The sequence below is a fragment of the Alistipes montrealensis genome, assembly GCF_018362775.1.
GTDB classification, from domain to species: Bacteria; Bacteroidota; Bacteroidia; order Bacteroidales; family Rikenellaceae; genus Alistipes; species Alistipes montrealensis.
Window position 1 is genome coordinate 212,030 of record NZ_JAGYXY010000001.1, and the last position, 25,355, is coordinate 237,384.

General features: G+C 60.7%; 19 protein-coding genes. 4 read left to right on the forward strand and 15 right to left on the reverse strand.

What is annotated here, in order from left to right; all coding sequences use genetic code 11:
- Positions 1 to 21 precede the first annotated feature (21 nt).
- The 3 genes from serB to KG007_RS00865 are packed head-to-tail and all read left to right on the forward strand — an operon-like array spanning position 22 to position 2,778.
- Positions 22 to 1,245, forward strand: coding sequence for a phosphoserine phosphatase SerB (gene serB / locus KG007_RS00855; RefSeq protein WP_195458121.1), 1,224 nt, complete (start codon positions 22 to 24; stop codon positions 1,243 to 1,245).
- Positions 1,245 to 2,009: a DUF5689 domain-containing protein gene (locus KG007_RS00860; RefSeq protein ID WP_213346927.1), complete on the forward strand. Its 765-nt coding sequence runs from the start codon at positions 1,245 to 1,247 to the stop codon at positions 2,007 to 2,009. The genes serB and KG007_RS00860 overlap by 1 nt, the downstream gene beginning before the upstream one ends.
- Complete coding sequence (locus KG007_RS00865) at positions 1,987 to 2,778, forward strand: DUF5689 domain-containing protein (RefSeq protein WP_213346929.1); 792 nt, start codon at positions 1,987 to 1,989, stop codon at positions 2,776 to 2,778. The genes KG007_RS00860 and KG007_RS00865 overlap by 23 nt, the downstream gene beginning before the upstream one ends.
- Here KG007_RS00865 and obgE read toward each other — a convergent pair.
- From obgE to KG007_RS00915, 10 genes are all read right to left on the reverse strand, one after another.
- Entirely contained in the window at positions 2,744 to 3,757 is a 1,014-nt protein-coding gene (gene obgE / locus KG007_RS00870; RefSeq protein WP_195458124.1) for a GTPase ObgE, read from the reverse strand. The genes KG007_RS00865 and obgE overlap by 35 nt on opposite strands.
- Positions 3,758 to 3,964: 207 nt before the next feature.
- Entirely contained in the window at positions 3,965 to 5,026 is a 1,062-nt protein-coding gene (leuB, locus tag KG007_RS00875) for a 3-isopropylmalate dehydrogenase (RefSeq protein WP_213346930.1), read from the reverse strand.
- Entirely contained in the window at positions 5,016 to 6,557 is a 1,542-nt protein-coding gene (locus KG007_RS00880) for an alpha-isopropylmalate synthase regulatory domain-containing protein (RefSeq protein ID WP_213346932.1), read from the reverse strand. The genes leuB and KG007_RS00880 overlap by 11 nt, the downstream gene beginning before the upstream one ends.
- 9 nt (positions 6,558 to 6,566) lie before the next feature.
- The gene (gene leuD / locus KG007_RS00885) at positions 6,567 to 7,160 is read right to left on the reverse strand and encodes a 3-isopropylmalate dehydratase small subunit (protein ID WP_213346934.1); all 594 of its coding nucleotides are present in this window, start codon (positions 7,158 to 7,160) and stop codon (positions 6,567 to 6,569) included.
- Positions 7,161 to 7,172: 12 nt separating this feature from the next.
- On the reverse strand, positions 7,173 to 8,549 hold the full coding sequence (gene leuC / locus KG007_RS00890; RefSeq protein ID WP_213346936.1) for a 3-isopropylmalate dehydratase large subunit: 1,377 nt from the start codon (positions 8,547 to 8,549) through the stop codon (positions 7,173 to 7,175).
- A gap of 1 nt (position 8,550) precedes the next feature.
- Complete coding sequence (locus KG007_RS00895) at positions 8,551 to 10,071, reverse strand: 2-isopropylmalate synthase (RefSeq protein ID WP_213346938.1); 1,521 nt, start codon at positions 10,069 to 10,071, stop codon at positions 8,551 to 8,553.
- A gap of 327 nt (positions 10,072 to 10,398) precedes the next feature.
- A complete protein-coding gene (gene ald / locus KG007_RS00900) occupies positions 10,399 to 11,505 on the reverse strand; it encodes an alanine dehydrogenase (protein ID WP_213346940.1) in 1,107 nt (368 codons plus the stop codon).
- Between the two features lie 90 nt (positions 11,506 to 11,595).
- Entirely contained in the window at positions 11,596 to 14,016 is a 2,421-nt protein-coding gene (locus KG007_RS00905; protein ID WP_213346942.1) for a TonB-dependent receptor, read from the reverse strand.
- A gap of 95 nt (positions 14,017 to 14,111) precedes the next feature.
- Positions 14,112 to 16,130 carry a beta-L-arabinofuranosidase domain-containing protein gene (locus KG007_RS00910; RefSeq protein ID WP_213346944.1) on the reverse strand — a complete coding sequence of 673 codons (2,019 nt, stop codon included), beginning with the start codon at positions 16,128 to 16,130 and terminating at the stop codon, positions 14,112 to 14,114.
- A gap of 74 nt (positions 16,131 to 16,204) precedes the next feature.
- The gene (locus KG007_RS00915) at positions 16,205 to 17,656 is read right to left on the reverse strand and encodes an aminoacyl-histidine dipeptidase (protein WP_195458133.1); all 1,452 of its coding nucleotides are present in this window, start codon (positions 17,654 to 17,656) and stop codon (positions 16,205 to 16,207) included.
- Between the two features lie 65 nt (positions 17,657 to 17,721).
- Here KG007_RS00915 and ispF point away from each other — a divergent pair, with 65 nt between their 5' ends.
- A complete protein-coding gene (gene ispF / locus KG007_RS00920; RefSeq protein ID WP_213346946.1) occupies positions 17,722 to 18,201 on the forward strand; it encodes a 2-C-methyl-D-erythritol 2,4-cyclodiphosphate synthase in 480 nt (159 codons plus the stop codon).
- Positions 18,202 to 18,279: 78 nt separating this feature from the next.
- On the opposite strand, the gene KG007_RS00925 is transcribed toward ispF, so the two are convergent.
- From KG007_RS00925 to KG007_RS00945, 5 genes are all read right to left on the reverse strand, one after another.
- Entirely contained in the window at positions 18,280 to 19,017 is a 738-nt protein-coding gene (locus KG007_RS00925; protein WP_249413205.1) for a hypothetical protein, read from the reverse strand.
- 10 nt (positions 19,018 to 19,027) lie between these two features.
- Complete coding sequence (locus KG007_RS00930; protein ID WP_195458135.1) at positions 19,028 to 19,570, reverse strand: DUF4251 domain-containing protein; 543 nt, start codon at positions 19,568 to 19,570, stop codon at positions 19,028 to 19,030.
- Between the two features lie 50 nt (positions 19,571 to 19,620).
- Entirely contained in the window at positions 19,621 to 22,437 is a 2,817-nt protein-coding gene (gene uvrA, locus KG007_RS00935; RefSeq protein ID WP_213346948.1) for an excinuclease ABC subunit UvrA, read from the reverse strand.
- Between the two features lie 288 nt (positions 22,438 to 22,725).
- Entirely contained in the window at positions 22,726 to 23,490 is a 765-nt protein-coding gene (locus tag KG007_RS00940; protein WP_213346950.1) for a nitrilase family protein, read from the reverse strand.
- A gap of 5 nt (positions 23,491 to 23,495) precedes the next feature.
- Entirely contained in the window at positions 23,496 to 25,307 is a 1,812-nt protein-coding gene (locus KG007_RS00945; RefSeq protein ID WP_213347331.1) for a CocE/NonD family hydrolase, read from the reverse strand.
- Positions 25,308 to 25,355: the final 48 nt, after the last annotated feature.

Below are 25,355 nucleotides of genomic sequence, written 5' to 3' on the forward strand. Positions count from 1 at the left end.
GAAAACATCACACACAACACGATGCAGAACAACGTTGAAATTATCCAGATAAACATTTCGGGCGAAGATAAACCGGGCATGACCTCGTCGCTCACCGAAATCCTTGCGCGTTACGACGCCTTCATCCTCGATATCGGACAGGCCAACATCCACCAGTCGCTGACACTCGGCATCCTGATAAAAACCACGGCCGACAAGTCGGGAAGCATTATGAAAGAGTTGTTGTTCAAAGCCTCGGAACTGGGAGTCATGATCCGCTTCACGCCGATTCCCGAAGACCGCTACAACGACTGGGTAAGCCGCCAGGGCAAGAACCGCTACATCATCACCCTGCTGGGCCGCACCGTCACGGCACGCCACATCGCCCAGGTGACGAAGGTCGTAGCCGAACACGGACTGAACATCGACGCCATCAAACGCCTTACGGGCCGCATGCCCCTCTGCGAGGACGACCGGGCCGCGAAGTCGTGCATCGAACTTTCGGTGCGCGGATCGCTCACCGACCAGGAGCGCAGCACGATGCAGGAGGGATTCATGAACCTCTCGGAGATCGGCCTCGACGTATCGTTCCAGCGGGACGACATCTACCGCCGGAGCCGCCGCCTGATCTGCTTCGACATGGATTCGACGCTGATCGAAACCGAAGTGATCGACGAACTGGCCGAGCGCGCCGGCGTGGGCGACAAGGTACGCGAGATCACGGCCAGCGCCATGCGCGGCGAAATCGACTTCCGGGAGAGTTTTGCACAAAGGGTCGCCCTGCTGAAGGGGCTCGATGTCTCCGTTATGGAGGAGATTGCCCGCAGTCTGCCGATCACCGAAGGGCTGGAGCGCATGATGACCATCCTCAAACGCGTGGGTTACAAAACAGCGATCCTCTCGGGCGGATTCACCTATTTCGGCAACTACCTCCGGCAGAAATACGGCTTCGACTACGTCTATGCCAACGAACTGGAGATCGAAGACGGGCGTCTCACGGGCCGCTACGTCGGCGAAGTGGTCGACGGACGCCGCAAGGCCGAATTGCTGCGGCTGCTGTGCCAGTTCGAGGAGATCAACATCGCACAGTCGGTCGCCGTCGGCGACGGCGCCAACGACCTGCCGATGCTTAACCTCGCGGGTCTCGGCATCGCCTTCCACGCCAAGCCCAAGGTGAAAGCCACGGCCCGGCAGTCGATCTCGACCATCGGACTGGACGGCATCCTCTACTTCCTGGGGCTGAAAGATTCGCGCATCGAGCAGTAATGCGACCGCTGACGACGATCTGCGCCGCCGCGCTCCTGCTGGCCGGATGCTACGACTCCCGCTTCGGGGAGCCGGACGGCGGCGGACGGGATCAGGTTGCGACGGAGACCATCGCCCAGTTGCGCGCCCGCTACGCGGGAACTCCCTTTACCATTACGAGCGGCATCGTCGTCACCGGAACGGTTACGAGCAACGACCTCGCGGAAAATTTCTACCGCACGCTCTGCATCGAAGATGCTGAAGCGGGACTTGAGGTGATGGCCGGTATCGACCACCTGCACAACGACTTCCCGACAGGTTGCCATGTAATTTTGTACCTGGAGGGGCTGACCCTTGCCGAAAGCCGCGGCGTATTGCAGGTCGGGCGGCCGCCCGCCGCAGGAAGCGGCTACGCGACGGATTACCTCGGCTCCCGGGCAGCCCTGTCGGCCGTATTGGTCCGCAATGGCGAAACACTGCTCGCCGCGACTCCCGCCCTGCTCACCCTGCCTGCGCTTTCGCAGGGACGGTGCGGCACGCTGGTGCGCATCGACGGCCTGCGCTACACGCCCGAAGACCTTTCGCCCGCAACATGGGCCGGATACAAACGGTTCACCGACACGAACGGAAACACCGTCTACACTTACGTTCGCCCATATGCCCGGTTCGCCGATGCGGAAGTACCTGCCGCGACACTCTCACTGACGGGAATCCTACAGTACGATGCGGCGGACGACGGGCGTTACATACTCAAACTCCGCGATGAAAACGACTGCCTGTATTAGCCTGCTGTTGCTGCTGCCGGGCGGATGCGACAAGGCGACCAAACCCGAATATGTGGTCTGTCCCCCGGAATCGGAGTACTCGATCTCCTATCTCAAATCGCTTTGCGACGGGAAAAGCAGCGTCGCAATCACGCAGGACATCACCGTCTACGGATTCGTCACGGCCAACGACCTTTACGGGGAATATGACCGGATGATCGTCGTCGAAGACAGTTCGGACGGCATTGCAATCGCCATCGACCACACGCCGCTGGCCGACCTGTTTCCGTTCGGATACATTGCGGCCGTACGCTGCAACGGGCTGACGCTATACGATTACGGCGGAAAAATACTGTTGGGAACCGCCCCCGGCGACGACGGCATAGGGCGCATTCCGCGCGACGAACTGGCGCGTTACATCCACGCCGACCCTCATGCCGGCGAAGCGCGTCCCGTGGAGCGCCTCACATTCGACGCCGTTTCGGCCCGGCACATCGACACCCGCGTCTGCTTCGAAGGGGTGCATTTCACCGAGGCGGGAAGTTGGTGCGACACCGATCCGGAAACCCACCGCACCGTCACCACCGAACGGCAGATCGCCGACGCACAGGGCCGCACCTTCACCGTGCGGACCGCCGGAACCTGTACCTACGCAAAAGAGCCCGTACCGCAGGGTACAGGCTCCTTGTATGGAATTATCGACTATTTCGCCGGAAAATACACGTTGCGCGTCACCAACCGCGAAGCATTTTTCGCTACCGCTGCAACGCCTCCCACAGCATGTCTTTGAGCTGCTGAATATTCAGCCCCGACACCGATGATATGAAGACCGACGGCACGCCCTCGGGCAGATGGCCGCGCATCTCGGCGATCAGCCCTTCGTCGAGCATGTCGCATTTGGTAATAGCCAGCAGGCGCTCCTTGTCCAACAATTCGGGATTGTACTGCGTCAGTTCGCCCAGCAGGATGTCGTAGTCGCGGCGGATGTCGTCGCTGTCGGCCGGAATCATGAACAGCAGTACCGAATTGCGCTCGATATGGCGCAGGAAACGGGTTCCGAGGCCGCGGCCTTCGTGCGCGCCCTCGATGATGCCCGGGATGTCGGCCATGACGAACGATTTATGGTCGCGGACCTCGACGATGCCGAGGTTGGGCTCCAGCGTCGTAAAGGCGTAGTTAGCGATCTTGGGCTTCGCGGCCGAAACGACCGAAAGAAGCGTCGACTTGCCCGCATTGGGGAAACCCACCAGCCCCACGTCGGCCAGCACCTTCAGTTCGAGGATGAACGTGCCTTCCTCGCCATCCTCGCCCGGCTGGGCGTAACGCGGCGTCTGGTTCGTGGCGCTCTTGAAATGCCAGTTGCCCAGACCGCCCCGGCCGCCCTTGAGCAGCACGAGTTGCTCGCCGTCGGCAGTCACCTCGCCTACGACTTCGGTCGTCGTCGTTCCATCCTCGTTTTCACAGATACGGTTAGCGACCGTACCCAGCGGAACGGGGATCACGATGTCTTTGGCATCCTTGCCCGACGAACGGGCTCCGGAACCGTGCTCGCCGTCTTCGGCGAACTGGTGACGCTGGTACTTGAGGTGGATGAGCGTCCAATACTGCTTGTCGCCCTGGAGAACAATACTGCCGCCCTTGCCGCCGTCACCGCCGTCGGGACCGCCGAACGCCACGAATTTCTCGCGGCGGAAATGCATCGAGCCGCCTCCGCCATGCCCCGAACGGGCAAATATTTTTACGTAATCTACGAAGTTCGATCCTGCCATATTTATTCATCGTTTTTGCGCTGCCGACTCTCCTTGTCGCCGCCTTCGGCGTCGTATACAAGTCTTAACCCTACCCCAAACGCCTCCCTCGGAAGGTACTTATCGCATGCGATGGGAATGCAGCACTGTAATTAGGACTGCAAAGATAGTACAAAAAAAGCAGACCGCGAAAAGCAGTCTGCAATAACCCGTTATTTCAGAGGACCGTTATACGTTCGCGGCGACATAGTCTCCCACCTCCGAGGTCGAACAGGCCTTTTCGCCCGACGCCACGAGGTCCTCGGTGACGACGCCTTCGGCCAACGCCTTGTCGACGGCACGCCGCACGGCCTTGCCTTCGGCATCGAGGCCCAGGTGTTCCAACAGCATCGCAGCCGAGAGGATCGTAGCCATCGGGTTGGCGATATTCTTCCCGGCGGCCTGCGGATAAGAGCCGTGGATCGGCTCGAAAAGGGCCACCTCGGCGCCGACGCTCGCCGAAGAGAGCATCCCCAGCGATCCGCTGATGACGCTGGCTTCATCGGTCAGGATGTCGCCGAACATGTTTTCGGTGACGATCACGTCGAAATAAGCCGGCTGGCGGATAATCTGCATGGCGGCGTTGTCCACAAACATGAAGTCCACCGCCACATCGGGGTATTCCCTGGCAATCCGCTGGGCCGTTTCACGCCACAGGCGCGAGGTTTCCAGCACGTTGGCCTTATCCACGACGGTCAGCTTCCGGCGGCGCGACACGGCCAGCCGGAACGCCACGTGCAGCACCCGTTCGATCTCCCCGACGGTATAGGTGCAGGTATCGAAGGCGCGTGTGCCCTCCTGGTCACGGCCTTGCGGGCGACCGAAATAGATGCCGCCCGTCAGTTCGCGCACGCAGATGAAATCCGTACCGCGGACCACCTCCGCCCTGAGCGGCGAACGGTCGGCCAGCGCGTCGAACAGCGCCACGGGGCGCAGGTTGGCAAACAGCCCCAGCGACTTGCGCATCCGGAGCAAACCCTGCTCGGGGCGCACCTTCGCAGTGGGATCGTTGTCATATTTGGGGTCGCCGATGGCTCCGAACAGCACGGCGTCCGCCGCAAGGCAGACGGCATGCGTCTCGTCGGGATAGGGGTCGCCCGTGGCGTCGATGGCCGCAGCGCCCACCAGCGCGGGCTGATACGTGATTTTATGTCCGAACCGGGCCGCCACACGGTCCAGGACCTTGGTAGCCTCGGCGATGATTTCGGGACCGATGCCGTCACCGGCTAAAAGAGCTATTTTAACATCCATTGTCGTTATAGTTTATTTCAATGATATTCAACATTTTGACAGTCGCCTTGATGGCGGCCTCCGTCTGGTCGGCGTCCAGTCCGCGGGTCTTGAATTCGCGCCCGTCCATCTCCCAGGTGATGATCGTCTGCACGAAGGCGTCGGTACGGCCTCCCGGCGGGATCGAAACGGTATAGTCGCGCAGCATCGGAAACTCGCGTTCGAGCTGATGCTTGTAGATTTGCCGTAGGGCCCGCATGAAGGCGTCGTACTGGCCGTCGCCCGCCGAGGTCTGCTCGTATTCCCGGCCGTGGATTTCGATCCGAAGCGTCGCGACGGGATGCAGTCCCTGCGCAAGCGAAAGGCTGTAATTGAGAATCCGAACCGGATTTTCGACCTGGTCGTAGCGCAGCACGTCGGCAATGATGTAGGGAAGATCCTCGGCTGTCACCTGCTCCTTCTTGTCGCTCAGTTCGACCACCCGCTCGGTCACCTTGCGCATGGCCGCCTCGTCGAGGTCGATGCCCAGGGCTTCGAGGTTCTTCAGGATATTGGCCTTGCCCGAAGTCTTGCCCAGGGCGTATTCGCGGACCCGACCGAAACGTTCGGGCAGCAATTCGTTGAAGTAGAGGTTATTCTTATTGTCGCCGTCGGCATGAATACCCGCGCACTGCGTGAAGACACTTGCGCCGACGATCGGGCGGTTTGCGGGAATACGGATGCCCGTATAAGTCTCGACCGTCCGGCTGGCGCGGTTGATCTTCGTCTCGTCGATGCCCGTCGTACGCCCCAGCCGGTCGTGCAGCACGGCCACGGTACTCGACAGCGGCGCATTGCCGGCACGCTCGCCCAGCCCGTTGACGGTGACGTGGACGCCGTGGAAGCCGGCCTTCACGGCGGCAGCCGTATTGGCCACAGCAAGGTCGTAGTCGTTGTGGGCATGGAAATCAAAATGCAACGCCGGATAGCGCTGCACCAAATCGCGGCAAAAACGTTCGGTGTCGTAGGGATCGAGGACGCCCAGCGTATCGGGGCACATGAAACGGCAGACCGGGGCGTCGGCCAGGCCGTCGAGCATCGCATAGACGTAACCGGGCGAATGACGCATGCCGTTCGACCAGTCTTCGAGGTAGAGGTTCACCTTCATCCCGCGTTCGACAGCCATGCCGATCGTGGCCCGTACGTCGTCGAGATGCTGCTGCGGGGTGCGGCGCAACTGGCCGAGGCAATGTTTCTCCGAACCTTTGGCCAGCAGGTTGACCACACGGCATCCGGCATCCCCGAGCCAATCGAGCGACAACCCGCCGTCGATGAACCCCAGCGCCTCCACGCGGTCGGTATAGCCCTTGTCAGCGGCCCAGTCGGCAATGGTGCGCACGGCCTGCTGTTCGCCCTGCGAGACCCGTGCCGAAGCGATTTCGATACGGCTGACGCGCAGTTCCTCCAGCAACAGCCGGGCGATGGAGAGTTTTTCACGGGCGTTGAAGGAAACGCCCGAGGTTTGCTCGCCGTCGCGCAGCGTGGTATCCATTATTTCAACCGGGAGAAGCATCGGCACAGCCTATTTGCGTGCGGCTTCGAAGGCCCCGATCTGGTCTGCGATGCTGCGCAGGTAGTCCACGTCGTCGTAACCGTTCTCGAGACAGCGCTTTTTGTAGGCGTCGATCTCGAACCCTTCGCTGCGACCGTTCGAAGCGATCGTCAGGATCTGGTTGTCCAGGTCGACGGTGAACTGCGCCGCCGGATTACGGCGGATTTCGTCGAAAACAGCCTTGAGAAACTCCTCGCTGACACGGATAGGCAGCAACCCGGTATTCAGGGCGTTGTTGCGGAAGATGTCGGCGAAGAAACTCGACACCACGACACGGAATCCGTAGTCGGCGATGGCCCAGGCAGCGTGCTCGCGCGAACTGCCGCAACCGAAATTGCGCCCTGCTACGAGGATTTTGCCTTCGTAGCGCGAATCGTTGAGCGGGAATGCGGCGATGGGCTGCCCCGCAGCGTCGTAACGCCAGTCGCGGAAGAGGTTGTCGCCGAATCCTTTGCGCTCGGTGGCTTTCAGGAAGCGCGCCGGAATGATCTGGTCGGTATCTATATTTTCCACCTCGACGGGAACGGCCCCCGAGGTAAAAGTTACAAATTTGGGAATTGCCATAGTCTTACTGGTTTAGAATCCGAATACTTCGCGCGGATCGGCGATTTCGCCCATTACCGCGGCGGCGGCCGCAACGGCCACACCCGACAACATCGTGCGGGCCCCGGGACCTTGGCGGCCCTCGAAATTGCGGTTCGAGGTCGAAACGCTGTATTTGCCGGCAGGGATCTTGTCGGCGTTCATCGCCAGGCACGCCGAACAGCCCGGCTGGCGCAGTTCGAATCCCGCAGCAGCGAGAATCCGATCCAACCCTTCGGCCTTGGCGGCGGCTTCGACGCCCTTCGAACCGGGAACGATCCACGCAATTACGTTATCGGCCTTGCGGCGGCCTTCGACCAATCTGGCGAAGCGGCGCAGGTCCTCGATGCGCCCGTTGGTGCAACTGCCGACGAACACGTAATCGACCTTTTTACCCAGCATCTTCTCTCCGGCCTTAAAGCCCATGTATTCCAGGGCCTTGGGATCGGCGTCGGCGGGAATCGCGGCATCGACGGCCATACCCATGCCGGGATTGGTCCCGTAGGTAATCATCGGAGCGATGTCTGCGGCATCGAAGCGGTATTCCTTATCGAAAACGGCGTCGGAATCGCTGTATAGTTTCCGCCAGCGGGCCACAGCCTCGTCGTAAGCGGCTCCCTGCGGCGCACGTTCGCGGCCGCGGAGGTATTCGAAGGTCTTTTCGTCGGGAGCGATCATGCCGCCGCGCGCACCGCATTCGATGCTCATGTTGCAGACCGTCATGCGGCCCTCCATCGAAAGCGAACGGATCGTGCTGCCGGCGAACTCGATAAAATAGCCCGTGCCGCCCGAAGCGGTGAGTTTCGAAATGATGTACAGGATAACGTCCTTGGCCTCGACGCCCGGGCGCAGCGCGCCGTCGACCACAATACGCATCGAGCGGGGTTTGGTCTGCAGGATACACTGGCTGGCGAAGACCATTTCGACCTCCGAAGTTCCCACGCCGAACGCCACGGCGCCCAAAGCCCCGTGGGTCGAAGTATGACTGTCACCGCAGACGATGGTCATCCCCGGCTGCGTAAAGCCCAGCTCCGGACCGATGATGTGCACGATGCCCTGCTGCGGGTTGCCCACGCCGAAGTGCTCGATACCGTGCCGGGCGCAGTTCTCGGCCAGAGCCTCGACCTGACGCCGCGATTCGGGCTCCTCGATGGGAAGGTGCTGGTCGACGGTCGGGATGTTATGGTCGGCCGTAGCCGTGATCTGCGACGGGCGCGCGACACCGATTCCGCGGCGTTCGATGCCTGCAAAGGCCACGGGCGAAGTCACCTCGTGGATATACTGCCGGTCGATGTAAAGCACGCAGCGGCCGCCGTCCTCGACACGCACTGTGTGCGCATCCCATATTTTGTCCAAAAGCGTTCGTCCCATATCAATTCTCCTCCTCGATCTTTTCGGTTACGTTGAGTGCGCGCAGTGCGTCGAGGAACGCCTCGATCGAAGCCCGCGTGGTATCGGTGTGCGCTCCAAATCCGTGAACCGTGCGGCTGCCGCACTCCACCTGCACATGCACGCGGCCCACGTCGTTCGAACCGCGCGTAATGGCCTGCATCAGGAACTCCGCGAGCACGACCTTCTCGTTAATCAGCTTCTTGATGGCCGAGACCGCCGCATCGACCGGGCCGTTGCCCGTGGCGGTGGACATGCGCTCGTGGTCACCGAATTTCAGCACCACGGTAGCCGTCGGGACCAGCGTTCCGGTGGTCACCTGCAGAAACTTCAGCGCAATGGACTGCTGTTTCATGCGGTCGATATCGCCCACGAGGTACAACAGGTCGTAGTCGTGAATCTCCTTCTTTTTATCGGCCAGGGCGAGGAATTTCTCGTACGTGGCGTCGATCTCCTCCTGCGTGAGGTCGTAGCCCAGCAGTTCGAGGCGGTGTACGAGGGCCGCACGGCCGCTGCGGGCCGTCAGGGCAATGATCGACTCGTTCAGGCCGATGTCCTGCGGGTCGATGATCTCGTAGGTCTGGCGCTGCTTCAGCACACCGTCCTGGTGGATGCCCGACGAATGGGCGAAGGCATTGCGGCCCACGATGGCCTTGTTGGGCTGCACGGGCATATTCATCAGGCTCGACACCAGGTGCGACGCCTTGGTGATCAGTCGCGAATTGATATTCGTGTCGACGGCCACGTCCTTGTGGCAGCGCAGGGTCATCACCACCTCTTCGAGCGAGGTGTTGCCGGCCCGTTCGCCGATGCCGTTGATCGTCACCTCGGCTTGCCGGGCTCCGTTCAGAATGCCGCTCAGCGTATTGGCCGTAGCCATGCCCAGGTCGTTGTGGCAGTGGGTGGAGATAATGGCCTTGTCGATGTTGGAAACGTTGTCCACGAGGTACTTGATTTTCGCACCGTATTCGTTCGGCAGGCAGTAGCCCGTAGTATCGGGGATATTGACCACCGTTGCACCGGCCTTGATGACCGCCTCGACCACGCGGGCGAGGTACTCGACATCGGCGCGTCCGGCGTCCTCGGCGTAAAACTCCACATCCTCGACGTAACGTTTGGCGTATTTCACCGCCTCGACAGCCGATTCGACGATCTTTTCGGGCGTGGAACGCAGCTTGTCATAGATGTGCTGCGGCGAAACGCCGATACCCGTGTGGATGCGTTTGTGCTTCGCCAGCCGCAGGGCGTCGGCAGCAACGTCGATATCCTTCTTCACGGCGCGGGTCAGCGCGCAGATCGTCGGAAGGGAAACAGCCTTGGAAATCTCCAGCACGGAGTTGAAATCACCGGGGCTGGAGATGGGAAATCCCGCCTCGATAACGTCTACGCCGAGGCTCTCAAGCAACTTGGCGACCTCAATTTTTTCGGTGGTGTTCAACTGACAACCGGGGACCTGCTCACCATCGCGCAGCGTGGTGTCGAAAATGTACAATCTCTCGCTCATACTAACCTCTTTATCGAATAAAACTCAATGACGCCGCCTCACGCTACCGTGCGGCGAACGCCACCCTAACTTCTCATATTGCTTACGATCCGTAACAAAAACAGTCGCCGCACTTAAAAATCCGGCGCATTTCAACTCTCTTTCCAATCGGACTGAAACCGGAACACCGAACGTAACTGCCTTGCTCTCTTGCAAATATATGAATTATTTAAGAATTTCAAAAACAAAACGGCTAAATTTTCGCCCGTTCGTACGCAAACCGTATGACATACCGACGGCCTCCCCGCCCCGAAAGGACCGGAAGGCCGTCAAAAAAACGAAACGCCGCTAAAGCGCCAACGGTTCGTAAGGCAGTCCCCAGGCCTCGGCGACGGGTTTATAGACCACCCTGCCGCCGACGATGTTCAGGCCCAGCGCCAGTTCGGGATTCTCCTGCGCGGCGCGCCGCCAGCCCTTGTCGGCAAGCTGGATGGCATAAGGCAGCGTCGCGTTGGTGAGCGCGAGGGTCGAGGTGCGGGGCACGGCGCCCGGAATGTTGGCCACGCAATAGTGCAGGATGCCGTCGACATAATACACAGGGTCCTCGTGCGTAGTGGGGCGCGAAGTCTCGAAACAACCGCCCTGGTCGATGGCAACGTCGACCATAACCGTTCCGGGTTCCATCTCCTTCAGCATATCGCGCGTAACGAGTTTCGGGGCCTTGGCTCCGGGAATCAGCACCGACCCGATCACCAGGTCGGCATGCTTCAGCTCCTCGCGGATGTTGTATTCGGAAGACATCAGCGTCTTGACGTTCTTGGGCATCACGTCGGCCAGGTAGGTCAGTCGCTGAAGCGAAATGTCGCAGATCGTCACGTCAGCGCCCGTTCCGGCAGCGGTCTTCGCAGCGGCCGTGCCGACGACTCCGGCTCCGATGACGAAGACTTTGGCGGGTTTCACGCCCGGCACGCCGCCCAGCAGCACGCCTTTGCCGCCGCGGGGCTTTTCGAGGAAATAACGGCCCTCCTGCGTCGACATGCGGCCTGCGACCTCCGACATCGGGATCAGCAGCGGCAATGAGCGGTCGGCGCGCTCGACGGTCTCGTAAGCACAGCAGACCGCCCCGCTGTCGATCATGGCACGGGTGAGGGGTTCGCTGCTGGCGAAGTGGAAAAAGGTAAAGACCAACTGGTCCTTGCGGATGAGTTTATATTCGGGAGCAATAGGTTCCTTGACCTTAATGATCATCTCCGCCCGGGCGTAAACCTCCTTGATCGTAGGGAGTATCTCCGCCCCGACGGCCGTATAGGCATCATCGGCAAACCCGCTGTTCACACCGGCCGCAGCCTGCACATAAACCTGATGGCCCCGCTTCACGAGCTCCTGCGCGCCCGAAGGGGTAAGAGCAATGCGGTTCTCATTGTTCTTGATCTCTTTTGGAATACCGATAATCATGGATTTGGATGTTTTTAAGGTTTTTAGCCTTTCCAAAATACGAATTTAACACGAAAATCCAAAAAATCAGGACGATTTTTTGCACAGGGATCAGAAGCGGTAAGAGATTGTAAGATAGAACGAACGGGGCCAGGCGTAGGTGTAGCGCGAAGCATGGGGCGCATAGAGGGTATCGTCGCCCGGACGGATACGGCGCACGCGCAGCGACTCGTAGCCGCCGTAGACCGTATCGGCGTTGCCCGTCAGGTTGCGCAGCATCAGCGACGCCGTCAGCCGCGAACGTTCGAAATAGAACGATTTGAAAAGCGAGGCGTCGAGCGTGATGGCGTCGGCAAGCCGCTCCTGCCGGGTAAAGGCGTCGAAAAACTCGCGCGTGATGCCGCCCTGTCCGGCGATCCGGTCGGTACGGCGCAGGGGCATCGGCTCGACGTAACGCCTCCCGGCATACCCCGCCGAGGCGCGGCATCCCCACCCTTTCGGGCCGAAATAAGCGATCCCGGCCAAAGCGGTAAGCTGAGGGGCGCCACCGACCTCGCATCCGCGCATGCGGCTCACGGCACGCATGTCGACGGCTGAGTTATCGACATCGGAAAGCGCCGTAATGCGCGGGTCGCGCACATATTTATAGCGTCCGGCCGAAGCCGCCAGCGACAACTGCCAGCGGTAGGACAGCCGGATGCCGGCGGCGGCCTCAACGCCATAGGACATGCGCCCGACGCCCGTTACGGCCATGTCGCAGTAGACCGAAGCCATGTCGTCGTAATAACGCCGCGTTTCGGAGCCGTCGAGTGTCGTCACGGCGAAGAGCGTCGCCTGGAAATCCACGACGGGACCCGTCAGGCGGTAGTTGAGTTCGGCGGCATAGATGCGTTCGGGCGCAGGATTGTCGACCGTGCGGTTGTTGTAAAGCGGCTGGTAAAACAGGTCTTCGGCCGCAGGAGTGCGAGCGGCAGCCATAGCGGCGATTTCGAGGTAATGCCGCGGGGAGAAAGCCCAGCCCGCAAGGGCCTTGAGCGTATAGGGCGTGAAACGCACGACCCGCGAACGGCCATAGGACTGCGCACCGGGAAAGAGCTGCTTTTCGTAATAGCCCCGGCGGCTGACGGCGTCGCTCCCCAGCATCACCGAAAGGTCGGCGCGAAAACGGTCGGAACGGTAATCGGCCTGCAGGCGGAAACCGGCTCCGCGCAGTGTCAGCGCATAGTCGTAGCCGAAACGGTCGCCCTCGCGGATCGTGCGGCCGGGATGCCGCAGGTCGTTCTGCAACTTGTTGCTGTACGTATCGTCGTCCACGAGAAAACGGTCGATGTCGGTGACGTACTCCGCACCCAGCAGGTCGCGCATCTGTTTATAGGAGCGTGTATGTTCGCGGCGCACGAAGACCCCGTAGCGGAGCGTCAGCCGGGCATCGGTTTCGGTGGTGAACAGCGCGTCGAAGGCAAGGTTGCAGAGCCGTTCGGCGCGGTCTTCCAATGCATAGACGGCGTGTCCGCCCGCCATGCGGTTCTGGCGGATCAGTTCGTCCCAGTCGACCTGGGTATAACGAGGGTCATTTGCGAGCCACGCCAGTTCGGTCTCCCGGTCGCCGGTATAACTGGGTAAACAGCGGTAATTGTCGGGCATCGGCGTACGGGCGTCATACCAGTCGAGCATGCTGTACTTCGCAACGCCCGCCTCGGCGGCCAGCACAGCAGCAAGCGAGGTCGAAGCGGACAATGGCACGCCATAGGTAAAAAGCGCCAGCGGAACCGTTTCGCGCCGCACGCGGGAGTTGCGCACCTTGCCGTCCTGCCAGCCCCAGGCCGGATTGTAAAGGCGGTCGCCCGTCAGCGTAAAAGCCTCTTCGGAAGAAGAAAGGCGCGTGCCCCGCACCGACGGCGGCACGATGCACAGCACGGAGAGTTCGTGCCCTTCGCCGAAGCGTTTGGCAAGGTGCAGGCCGGCTGTTACGGCATTGGTGAAAACCCCTTCGACGTGCATGTCGCGGCCCGTGCGGACATCGAGCGCAGCCGAAATGCGCCAACCGTTGCCGAACGACGACGCGGCGGCGACTTTTGCTCCGACGAGGTAGTTGCGGTCGGTAAAGCGGACCGAAGCCAGGAAGGGCTGCAACGGCTCCCCGTCCGGAAACCGGAATGTCCGGATGCCGCCCACCGTACCCGGCTCCCCGGGCGCCGCGGCAAGCCCTGCATAGCGCTGTTCTTCGGCCCCGAGCAGTCGCAGGGCCGCCAGGTAACGGTAGGAAACCTCAACGCCCGTCAGCGACGTGCGTTCCAGCCGGTAATCCAGTCCGCGGCGCCGGAGTGCGACCTGCGGCAGGTTAAAATCGGTGTGAAGGCCGTAGAGGTCCGAAGGGGACTGTACGGCACGGTAGAAAACAGCCGAATCGGTCGTAAGCAGTTCGCGCCGCTCCTCGCGTTCGGCATAAGGATAGTATTCGTCGCCGGGGTACTGGGCCGCCGCCGCACACGGAAGCAGAAAACACAACAGGGCACAGCACCTTTTCAGCATATTTTCGCAACTTTATGAAATACAAAGATAGCAAAATATGCGAATGCTGCGATAAAATCCGGGATTATGTTACGCTTCCGGATGCGGAAAGGCAACTATTCAGCGGGCGGGAAGACCGAGATGCGGAGCCGGGCGGCCCCCATCGGGACCAGCTTTATGTCGGACACCGTATCGCTGCGCTCCGCCCAGGGGCCGGGCAGCACGCCAGTAAGGCCGTACTGGTCGATCGTCCAGTCCGGAACCAGCCGCCCCTTGGCCGAGAACTCCAGCGGCACAGACTCCAGCGTGAAGGGGTTGTCGTCCGCAGGCCACTCCCGCCTTTGGAGCGTTATCGGCGCACCGGACACCAGGGCGTAGTTCCACGGCGACGCCGCATGTATCTCGTAGGAGGGCCATTGCGCCACGTCGGCGTCAGCCTGCCATTTCGAATCGCTGATAGCCGTCGCGCGGCTGTCCACGCGGCGGTATTCCTCGTCGATTTTCAGCGAGAGCGTCAGCGGACCATAATCGACCGTCACGCCGTTCTGGTTGACCTGCCACGTCCGCTGCGAAAGTTTCATCGGAAGGCTGAGCACGACTTCGTCGCCGTCCTGCCATTCGCGCACGATTTTCGCATACTTCCCCGGCGTACAGGTCCCCTTCGCCTCATGTCCGTTGACATACACGGAAGCCCCGTCGCACCATGTCGGAATGCGGAGATAGAGCGGAAACGAAACGCCGCCGTCGGTATTCACGGTGAATCGCACCTGCTCTTCGAACGGATAGTTTCCCGACTCGGTGATCGTAACCTGCCGCCCGTCCCCCACTTTCAGCGTCGCCGTACACGCGCTGTAAACGAGTGCGGCGGCTCCGTTGTCGGGCGTGGCCATCACGAGATGCTGGATGTAATAAGGCCATCCCATGCCGTGGTTGTGCTGGCAGCAACGGCTGCTGAACGGGTTCATGGCCAGAAACGGCCCGGAGTTGTCGACACCCGGATTGTGGTTGCGGGAGTCGCTAACGACATGGTTCGGGCAGGTGAGGTAGCGCAGCGCCTTGTAATCGGGCATCAGCGCCGCGGGATAGCTGTTGAAGGCTACGTCCTCGCAGTTCTCGGCCCACGCGGGATCACCCGTTACCTGCAACAGGATATTGTCGGAAAGCATCTGTTCGACAAACGAGCAGGTCTCCGAACCCTGGCGCGGGTCGAAGAAACCGATGCGGGCGTTTTCGTCGGCCCCGAACATGCCTCCGGGAACCTGTCCGAAGGCCCGGCGGATGAAACTGAAGACGTTATACGTCGCGTGAAGGGCCTTCCGGTCGCCCGAGAACATCCACCACTCGGCCGGTTCGCGAAACCCCTGCGCGATATTCACCACGTGCCAGTTGGGCAACTGGGTCGGTTTCGTCCAGTCCGCCGTATTGCGGTGTATCTTGCGGGCCAGTTCCGGCAGCGACTCGTCGCCCGTGCGGTTGTAAAGCCACGCCAGCGTCCACATCATGTCGCCGCCGCGGCTGTTGTCCCAGTATTGTTTCAGGAAAAGCTCATCGGGGCAGGCTGCAAGCCACTTGTAGTAACTCGTCAGGAACGCGATGACGCGCTCGTCGCCCGTATAGTCGTAGTAGTCCTGCATGATCCAGCATACGACCATGTTCGCCAGCAGGTCGCGGCTGCCGCGCTCGTTGGTAAGAACCGGGCCGAACCAGCCGTCGGGCCGCTGCGTCGAAAGGATCCCCTCGATCCACGAGCGGGCCTCGTCCGTCATCGCCCGGTCGCCGAGGATATAAGCCGTCGCGGCATATCCGCGCAGCCAGTAAGGAACCTCCTCCCAGCCGTTGCTGTCGCCGCGGCCCAGCCATGCGTTGCGGTCCTTCTCCAGCCACTGGCTGATACGCCCCAGGTTTCCGGCCAGTCCGTCGGCCTGGAGCCGGAGCTGGCGGGCGATCCACCCCGCAGGGCGCACGGCCCCGACAGGCAGTTTGATGAAATACTGGGGTTGCAGCGGAGCCCGGTTGCTCGCATAATATGCATTGCGCGAGGAGGTATCGGGGCGGTCGACGATGTCGAACCGTTCGGCCGAGCAGGCCGCAAATGCCGCCGAAAACAGCAAAATGACGAATCGGATCGGTTTCATGGGTTTCTTCGGATGACGGCAAACAAACGGTGCGTTGCGCAGCACCCTGCGACAACGCACCTTGAAATCGGAAATCAGAGCGTTTTCAAAACTTCGGCAAGCAGGCTCCAGAACTTGGGAACCGTGGCTATTTCGAGCCGCTCGTCGGGCGAATGCACGCCGCGCAGCGTCGGGCCGAAGGAAACCATCTCCAGGTCGGGGTACTTTTCGAGGAACAGGCCGCACTCCAGTCCGGCATGGATAGCGCGGACCTTGGGTTCGGTGTCGAACAGTCGTTTATAAGCATCGACGGTAACTTCCAGCAGTTTCGAATCGGGGTTGGGCGTCCAGCCCGGATAGCCGTCCGAATGGGCCACGTCGGCGCCCGCCAGCGCAAAGACCGACTCGACCATCTGCATCACATAAGTCTTGGCGCTCTCGACCGACGACCGCTGCGACGAGGTGACGACGATGCGGTTGCCCTCCTCGAACTTCACCGAAGCCAGGTTCGTCGAAGTCTCGACCAGTCCCGGAACGGCAAATGACATGGCGATAACCCCGTTGGGGACGCCCACGAGCGAGTAGACCAGCGCAAATTGGGTTTTGGCGTCGAGTACTTCGTCGACATGGGGCATCTCGTTGAGCGTAATCCGGAAGTTGGGTTCACGGAAGCGGAATTCGGCTTCGAGGTCAGCGGCAAAGAGGTTGTAACGCTTGACGAACTCGTCCTTGAACCGCGCGGGAACGCCGAAAATGGCATACGCTTCGCGGGGAATGGCATTGCGGAGATTGCCGCCGTTGAAATAACACAGTTTCAACTCGAACGACTGCATGCCGTCCCACAGCAGGCGCGCCACGGTCTTGTTCGAATTGACGCGGCCTTTGTCGATGTCGTCGCCCGAATGTCCGCCCTGCAGGTCCGACACGTCGACGCGGAAAAACGTGTAATTCTTCGGCGCGGGTTCCATCGTATAATGGAACGTCGCGAGGGTGTCGATACCGCCCGCACAGCCGATAAATATTTCGCCTTCGTCTTCCGAGTCGAGGTTGATGAGGTATTTGCCCGTGAGCATCCCCTCGCCCAGTTCGAAGGCGCCGGTCAGCCCGGTCTCTTCGTCGACGGTAAACAGCGCCTCGACAGGCCCGTGTTCCACCGACTCGTCGAGCAGCACGGCCAGCGCGGCGGCCATGCCGATACCGCAGTCGGCGCCCAGCGTCGTGCCTTCGGCTTTGACCCATTCGCCGTCGATACGCGTGCGGATGGCGTCGTGCTCGAAATCGAACTCCACGTCGGAATTCTTCTCGCAGACCATGTCCATGTGCGACTGGAGAATCACCGCGGCGCGGTCTTCGAAGCCCGGCGTGGCGGGCTTGCGCATCACGACGTTGCCAATGGCATCCTTTTTATACTCGATATGGTGTGTTTTGGCGAAATCGACCAGGAAGTCGATAATTTTGCCCTCCTTTTTCGAAGGACGCGGCACACGCGTAATGGCATCGAACTGCTCCCAGACAAGACGCGGTTCCAAAGAGGTAATTTCTGACATAATGCTGATTGTTTTCGCAAATATAAAAAATTTCGGTAACTTTGGCAATATAAAATACAGAAACAATGGATTTCAGGATAGGACACGGATACGACGTACACGCCCTGGCCGACGGCCTCAGGCTGGTTCTGGGAGGCGTGGAGATCGCCCATACGAAAGGGTGCGTCGCCCATTCGGACGGCGACGTGGTGATTCACGCCGTATGCGATGCCCTGCTGGGCGCCGCCGCGCTGGGCGACATCGGGCTGCATTTCCCCGACACGTCGGCCGACTTCAAAGGCATCGATTCGAAAATACTTTTACGGAAAGTCGCGGCACTGCTGCACGAAAAGGGATACGAGATCGGAAATGTGGACTGCACGATCCAGATGCAGCGTCCCAAGTTGCGGCCGCATATCGACGCCATGCGCGCCGCGATGGCCGACGCAATGGGCGTAGGCGATGACCGGGTGTCGGTCAAAGCTACGACCACAGAGCATCTGGGCTTCGAGGGCCGCGAAGAGGGTGTTTCCACTTCGGCCGTGGCATTGATATACAAGAAGTGAGCCATCGGCGGTTTTGCACGGGCGGAATCGGCCGGTTGCAACGAAAAAAGGCTGTCCTTGAGGACAGCCTTCTGTTTTTCAATCCAGTCTCCGGAATTTCGGATCGTTCACCCGCTTGTTCCACAGCCAGCCCACGTAACGCATCGTGACATCGGGCGTCAGGAGCGTCAGCACCGTTTCGCCCGTAGCGGTCGAGACGGCGAAATCGGCGTGGTAGAGCGCATCGCCGCCGGTGATATTGAAAGAGATAGACCACCCCCACTGCACGCGGGCAGCGCGGTAGTCGCGAACCGACATCGAATCGAAATTCAGCATTTCGACATACTGGGTAACTCCCCGTTCGGTGGGCAGGTGCACCTCGACATGGTCGACGAAAACCCCGAAAAAGAAGTAGTCCGCATAGATCGAGCGAATCATTCCGCCGGGTTGCTGCTGCATCGAATTGGGGAAGAACATGTAATCGCGCGACTGCACCAGCGAGTCGATCTTCGCGGCGTAGACCCTGGCCTTATAAGCCCGCCGCTCGGCACGGTCCATGCCCGCCGGCTCCTCATAGACGGTCGTGCGCTCCACGACCTGCACCGGAGGCTGCTGTACGGGAACGATCGTCGTCTGGGGTACGCTGTCCACAGCAGAGGTTTCGAGCGAATACTGCGGGGTTTGCGCCACGGCCGTGCAGGCCACGAGAAGCCCCGCAGCCGCAACGGACAGCCTGCGGACAAAAATCCCCGCCGAAGCGGGGGTTTTCGTGTCGATACGGTCGGCGGACGCGGCATGCCGCGAACCGCCGCCGGAAGAAGCGGAAGTCCGGCTCATACGCTGCGAACTAATAGAGTTGCGAAATCGATCCCGAATACTGTACGGGATTGTACCACGGGTTGGTGATCGTCAGCGTCGCACCGCCTGTGCGGGAGAAGATCTCGAAGGTGAAGGTGTAGGTCGACGCCGAGAACAGCGAAGTCGAGAAGGTCACCATCCAGCCCTCGTGTGTCTGCTCGGTGATATAGCCCTGCACATCGGGAACCGTGTAGTTGATGATCGTCACATAGTAAGGCGGCACGTAACCCTTGATGTAGGGCAGCGTAATGTCCACCGTGCCGTCCCAGACGCCGACGTTGAACGCGGGGTTCATGATCTGGCGCATAGGACCTGCGGGCTGGCGCTGGAAAGATGTCGGGTTGAACTGGAAGTTACGCGACAAAACGAGCGAGTCCATGAACTTCTCGTAATTGGCGATACGCTCCGCACGACGTTTCTCGCGCACCTCGCGGCGTTCTTCTTTGGGCGACAGCACTTTTTTCTGTCCGATCACGGTAACGGCCGCTGCGCAGAGCAACAGGCCCACAACGATAATGACTGTTTTTTTCATAGCACATAAGGTTTGTTACGGCTATGACAGCAAAATCGATGCCGAACTCGTTAAAGTCCAATTTTTTTCAGGAATTGCCCCGTGTAGCTCTGTTCGCACTGTGCGACCTCGTGCGGCGTACCCTCGGCGACGATCTTTCCTCCGGCAGCCCCGCCCTCGGGACCTATATCTATAATATGGTCGGCGACCTTGACGACATCGAGGTTGTGCTCGATGACGATAACCGTATTGCCGCGGTCGACAAGTTTATTCAGCACGTCGAGCAGCAAACGAATATCCTCGAAATGAAGCCCCGTCGTGGGTTCGTCCAGAATATACAGCGTACGGCCCGTATCGCGCTTCGAAAGTTCCGAGGAGAGTTTGATGCGCTGGCTCTCGCCGCCCGACAGCGTCGTGCAGGGCTGGCCGAGCGTCAGGTAGCCCAGTCCCACCTCCTGAATCGCTTTGAGTTTCTGGTATATATTAGGTATGTTCTCGAAAAACTCCACGGCCATGTTGACCGTCATGTTCAGCACGTCGTCGATATTCTTGCCCTTGTACTTCACTTCGAGCGTCTCGCGGTTGTAGCGATGGCCGCCGCATGCCTTGCAGCGCACGTAGACATCGGGCAGGAAGTTCATTTCGATAGTCTGCACGCCCGCCCCGCGGCACTCCTCGCAGCGGCCGCCTTTGACGTTGAACGAAAAACGCCCGGCCTTGAAGCCGCGAATCTGGGCGTCGGGGGTCATTTCGAACAGCTTGCGGATGTCGGAAAAGACATTCGAGTAGGTTGCGGGATTGGAACGCGGCGTACGCCCGATAGGCGACTGGTCGACGACGACCAGTTTGTCGATGTGTTCGATCCCTTCGACCTTGTCGTACTCCAGCGGCTGGTCGAAGGAGCGGTAAAGTTCCTTTGCAAGAATCGGCCGCAGCGTTTCGTTGACGAGCGTCGATTTGCCCGAACCGCTGACGCCCGTGATGCAGATGAATTTGCCCAGCGGGAACTCCGCAGTGACATTCTTGAGGTTGTTGCCCCGCGCGCCGCGGATCACGATACGCTCGCCCGTACCTTTGCGCAGCGTTTCGGGAATCCCGATCCGGCGGCGTCCCGTGAGGTAGTCGGCCGTGATGCTGTCCGATCGGAGGATGTCCTCGAACGTCCCGGCAGCCACGATGTTACCACCCTTGCGCCCCGCACGGGGACCCACGTCGACGATGAAGTCGGCGGCACGCATCATATCCTCGTCGTGCTCGACAACGATCACCGAGTTGCCCGCGTCGCGCAACTCTTCGAGGCTGCGGATCAGGCGCTGGTTATCGCGCTGATGAAGCCCGATCGAAGGCTCGTCGAGGATATAGAGTACGTTTACGAGTTTCGAACCGATCTGCGTGGCAAGACGGATACGCTGGCTCTCGCCGCCCGACAGCGAACGCGACGAGCGCGACAGCGACAGGTAGCCCAGCCCCACGTCCATCAGAAAACGCAGGCGTTCGCTAATTTCCTTGACGATCTCCTGAGCGATCTTCCGCTCCTTCTCCGACAACTGCGGTTCGATGGTGGGAACCCACTCCGAAAATTCGGAAATGGACAGCGCCGACACTTCGGCGATGTTCTTGCCGGCGACCCGGAACTGGAGCGACTCTTTCCTGAGGCGCGAACCGCCGCAGACCGAACATTTGCGGTAGACGAGGAACTGGTCGCGCCACTTCTGTCCGTGCTTCGAATCGTCGTCCTCGGTGCGGCCGATGTATTCGGCCACGCCCTCCCACGAAAGAAACTGGCGTCCGCCCGAAGAACTGAACTCCTGCAGGTCGACCGTCAGCGGCTCCGAATCGCCGTACAGCACGGCGTTGAGCCCCTCTTCCGAAAAGGTCTCGACAGGGTCGTCGAGCGTGAAATCGTAACGGCGGCCCAGCATTTCGAGGATGGCGAAGAGCATGTTGTTGCGGTATTTCCCCAGCGGCTCGACGGCCCCTTCGCGCAGTGAAAGCCGGGCGTCGGGGATGATCTTCCCGATGTCGAAGACAGCCTCTTCGCCCAGTCCGTTGCAATGGGGACAGGCGCCTTTGGGCGAATTGAACGAGAAGGTGTGCGGCGCAGGATCCTCGAAAGCCACACCCGTCGAGGGACACATCAGGTGGCGCGAATAGAAACGCTGCTGCTCGGTCCCGTAGTCGTAGACGGCCATCGTGCCCTTGCCCTGGCGCATCGACTCCTTGAGCGAAGTCATCAGCCGGTCACGGGCCTCTTCGTTCGCCACGAGACGGTCCACCACCAGGTCGATCGTATGGATTTTATAACGGTCGAGCCGCATTCCGGACGATATTTCGCGGATTTCGCCGTCGATACGCGCATAAATATACCCCTTCTTGGCCAGCGATTCGAACAGTTCGCGGTAGTGGCCCTTGCGACCCTTGACAATGGGGGCCATCAAGGCGATTTTTCGCCCTGCAAAACCCGTAAGGATCAGTTCGGCGATCTGGTCGTCGGTATAATGGACCATCTCCTCGCCCGTGACGGGCGAATAGGCCCGCGACGCCCGCGCGTAAAGCAGGCGCAGGAAGTCGTTGATCTCGGTCACGGTTCCGACCGTCGAGCGGGGATTCTTGTTGGTCGTTTTCTGCTCGATAGCCACCACGGGACTGAGTCCCGTGATCTTATCCACATCGGGACGCTCCATCGCCCCCACGAACTGACGGGCGTAGGTCGACAACGTCTCCATGTAGCGCCGCTGTCCTTCGGCGTAGATCGTGTCGAAGGCCAGCGACGATTTGCCCGACCCCGAGAGGCCGGTGACGACTACCAGTTTGCGGCGCGGAATTTCGAGGTCCACGTTCTTGAGGTTGTGAACCCGGGCGCCCAGTATTTTGATCGTATCTTCCATTTTCGTGAGAAAAACGCACCGGAAGCCCCTTTTATTGGATGCGGGAACTTTTCCGGAGCGAAAAGTGCGTAAAGATACGACTTTCGCGTCTGAAAAACAAGTCGCAAGAACGTGATTATATACTTTTATGCACCAACAACCGAGAGCACCGATTTTGCCGCTTTGCGGCACTAAGCCCCACCCTGAGGGAGGGGTTTGGGGCGGGGTCAGACTTGTATACGACGCCAAAAGCGGCGAAAACGACGGTCGGATATGGGCTGTCGTACAACAAACACCTAATTCCCGAAATCAGATTTGAATCCAGAAATCATCCGCATCCCTCCAGGCGGGGAATTTCTCACGGAATGCCTCCAGCGCCCCGTCGTCGAGCGCGCCGGTCAGGATTTGCTCCCCGTCGCCTGCTTCGGCCAGCGTGCGGCCCTTGAAGTCGACGAGGGCCGAATCCCCGGCATAATGCGCCGAAGGATCGTCCCCCACCCGGTTCACGCCCGCAACATAGCATTGGTTTTCGATGGCCCGGGCGCGCAGCAGGGTCCGCCACACCTCCCGGCGCGGCGCGGGCCACGAAGCGCAGCACAAAATGGCATCGTAATCGCACCGGCAACGGCTCCAGACCGGGAAACGCAGGTCGTAGCAGACCAGCAGCAGGAATCGGAAACCCTTGTATTCGACCACCGTACGGCAGTTGCCGGGCGTATAATTCCGGGCTTCGCCGCCGGGTGCGAACAGGTGGCGTTTGTCGTACCACGCACATTCGCCCGAAGGCTTCACGAAATACATCCTGTTGTAGAAACACCCGTCTTCAACGACGGCGACACTGCCCGCAACTGCCTTATTATACTGCACGGCCCAGCGGCGCAGGGCCTCGGCGACGGGGCCGCCCGGGCCTTCGGCCACGCCGGCAGGATCGAGCGTGAAGCCCGTGGCAAACAGCTCGGGCAGCAACACGACATCCGCTTCGGCGGCGGCAACCTGCGGTTCCAGCCGCGCAAGGTTCCGCGCAGGCTGTTCCCACTCGACGCCGCACTGGCAAAGGGCGATGCGGAGTGTCATCGGAATCAGAGTTTATAGACGGTAACCGACGAAGCGCGGTCGCGCTGGTGGAAGAGCGTCACCCGGCAGGGTACGAAGTCCGACGCGGCACAGCTCCACAGGTCGACGAACTGCTGGGGATTGCGCTCCGTGAGCGGGAACCACGAACTCTGCACCTGCACCATGATGCGGTGTCCGGCGCGGAAAGTGTGGGCGATGTCGGTCGTACGCAGCGGCACGGTCTCGGGCTTGCCCGGCACGAAGGCTTTCGGCCGTGCGAAACCGTCGCGGTAACGGCCGCGCGCCACGTCGCCGCGGACGAGCATCTGCATGCCCGCCTTTTCGCCCTCTTCGGGGAAAACATCGATCAGTTTCACGATAAAATCGGCGTCGGTGGTCGAAAGCGCCACTTCCAGCGCCGCCTCGACCGGACCGGCGAGGGTCATATCCTCCCTAAGCGGCTCGGTCACGAACGTCAGCACGTCGTTGCGCCCTTCGAGGAACCGCTGGTCGGCAATCATATACTCCTTGGGCCGCCGCGTACCGGGAGTCGCGATGTACGGCACGGGATCGGAAGGATCGGAGGTATAACTCGTCGACGAAGCTTTGGCCGTCGGTTTTTGCGTGGCTATACGGCCCCCTTCGGTCAGATAGAGAGTCAGTTTATCGGCCTGCGGAGGCGTCCACCGCTCGAACGTGCGCCAGCGGTTGTCGCCCGAGGAGAAAACCGCCACGGGCGGCAGGCGGTCGACCGTATCGCGCGCCCAGAGGTAACAGTCGAAGAAGGGAGCTTCGAAATGCTCCATGTAGTAAGCCCCGGAGGCCTCCTCGCCGAAGTTGAAATCGCCCAGCGAACGGCCGTCGCCGCGCCATGCCCCGTGCGCCCACGGCCCTACGACCAGGTGAAGCGGGGTCCGGGCGCTCTGCCGCAGCACGGCTTTATAAAGGCTCCAGGCCCCATAGCAATCCTCGGCGTCGTACGTACCGCCCACGACGAGCATCGCAGGACGGATGTTGTAGCAGGCCCGGCGGGTATCGCGTGCCCGCCACCACTCGTCGTAGTCGGGATGCCGGGCGATCTCGTCCCAGAAAGCGTTGGGAGCCAACAGCTTCGTCAGGTCGGCCAGCGTCGGATACTGTTCGAGAAAGAACGTACGGTCGTCGGGGGCAGTCGTCAGCGGGCGTTTCGGCATCTGGTCCGTCGGCGTATGTCCCGGAGGGGTGTTCATCGAATTGAGGAAACGCACGGCATCGCTCAGCATCAGCACGCCGTTGTGGTGTACGTCGTCGCCCATATACCAGTCGGTGACAGGAGCCTGCGGCGATACGGCCTTCACGGCAGGATGGCCGCTCAGTCCGCCCATCAGGGCGTAAAAACCCGGATAGGAGGCCCCGGCGAAACCCACGCGGCCATTGTTGCCGGGGATATGCTTCACCAGCCAGTCCACCGTGTCGAAGCTGTCCGTCGTCTCATCGACATCGCCGAAACCCGCAGGGCGGATGTGCATGAACTCGCCTTCGCTCATGTAGCGTCCCCGGACATCCTGCTGGACGATGATATAACCGCGGTCGACATAGCTGCGCATGTAACCCGTCTCGAACCCGCCGGGGAACCGGCCTTCGCCGTAAGGTCCTGTACCGTAAGGGGTACGAAAAATAATCATCGGGGCCTTGCCGGGAGCCTTGGGCGTGAAGACGGTGGTGTGCAGGTGCACGCTGTCGCGCATGGCGATGCGGTATTCGGCCTTGTCGTAAAGCGTACTGACGGGCTGGGCGCACACCGCGGCCGCAGCCAGCAATCCAACCCAGAGCAGGGCCAGGAATCGGCGGAAGTTCATCATTTCGAGCGAATTTTACGTTTTGTAAAGATAACGTTTTTCGGCCAA

Bases quoted from the DNA above. Each gene is read 5' to 3' on its own strand.
- serB (WP_195458121.1), top strand. From the start codon at position 22: ATGCAGAACAACGTTGAAATTATCCAGATAAACATTTCGGGCGAAGAT.
- KG007_RS00925 (WP_249413205.1), bottom strand. From the start codon at position 19,017: ATGAGCCGGACTTCCGCTTCTTCCGGCGGCGGTTCGCGGCATGCCGCG.
- KG007_RS00865 (WP_213346929.1), top strand. From the start codon at position 1,987: ATGAAAACGACTGCCTGTATTAGCCTGCTGTTGCTGCTGCCGGGCGGA.
- obgE (WP_195458124.1), bottom strand. From the start codon at position 3,757: ATGGCAGGATCGAACTTCGTAGATTACGTAAAAATATTTGCCCGTTCG.
- KG007_RS00945 (WP_213347331.1), bottom strand. From the start codon at position 25,307: ATGAACTTCCGCCGATTCCTGGCCCTGCTCTGGGTTGGATTGCTGGCT.
- ald (WP_213346940.1), bottom strand. From the start codon at position 11,505: ATGATTATCGGTATTCCAAAAGAGATCAAGAACAATGAGAACCGCATT.
- KG007_RS00930 (WP_195458135.1), bottom strand. From the start codon at position 19,570: ATGAAAAAAACAGTCATTATCGTTGTGGGCCTGTTGCTCTGCGCAGCG.
- uvrA (WP_213346948.1), bottom strand. From the start codon at position 22,437: ATGGAAGATACGATCAAAATACTGGGCGCCCGGGTTCACAACCTCAAG.
- KG007_RS00895 (WP_213346938.1), bottom strand. From the start codon at position 10,071: ATGAGCGAGAGATTGTACATTTTCGACACCACGCTGCGCGATGGTGAG.
- KG007_RS00915 (WP_195458133.1), bottom strand. From the start codon at position 17,656: ATGTCAGAAATTACCTCTTTGGAACCGCGTCTTGTCTGGGAGCAGTTC.
- KG007_RS00940 (WP_213346950.1), bottom strand. From the start codon at position 23,490: ATGACACTCCGCATCGCCCTTTGCCAGTGCGGCGTCGAGTGGGAACAG.
- KG007_RS00880 (WP_213346932.1), bottom strand. From the start codon at position 6,557: ATGCTTCTCCCGGTTGAAATAATGGATACCACGCTGCGCGACGGCGAG.
- leuD (WP_213346934.1), bottom strand. From the start codon at position 7,160: ATGGCAATTCCCAAATTTGTAACTTTTACCTCGGGGGCCGTTCCCGTC.
- KG007_RS00860 (WP_213346927.1), top strand. From the start codon at position 1,245: ATGCGACCGCTGACGACGATCTGCGCCGCCGCGCTCCTGCTGGCCGGA.
- leuC (WP_213346936.1), bottom strand. From the start codon at position 8,549: ATGGGACGAACGCTTTTGGACAAAATATGGGATGCGCACACAGTGCGT.
- leuB (WP_213346930.1), bottom strand. From the start codon at position 5,026: ATGGATGTTAAAATAGCTCTTTTAGCCGGTGACGGCATCGGTCCCGAA.
- ispF (WP_213346946.1), top strand. From the start codon at position 17,722: ATGGATTTCAGGATAGGACACGGATACGACGTACACGCCCTGGCCGAC.
- KG007_RS00905 (WP_213346942.1), bottom strand. From the start codon at position 14,016: ATGCTGAAAAGGTGCTGTGCCCTGTTGTGTTTTCTGCTTCCGTGTGCG.
- KG007_RS00910 (WP_213346944.1), bottom strand. From the start codon at position 16,130: ATGAAACCGATCCGATTCGTCATTTTGCTGTTTTCGGCGGCATTTGCG.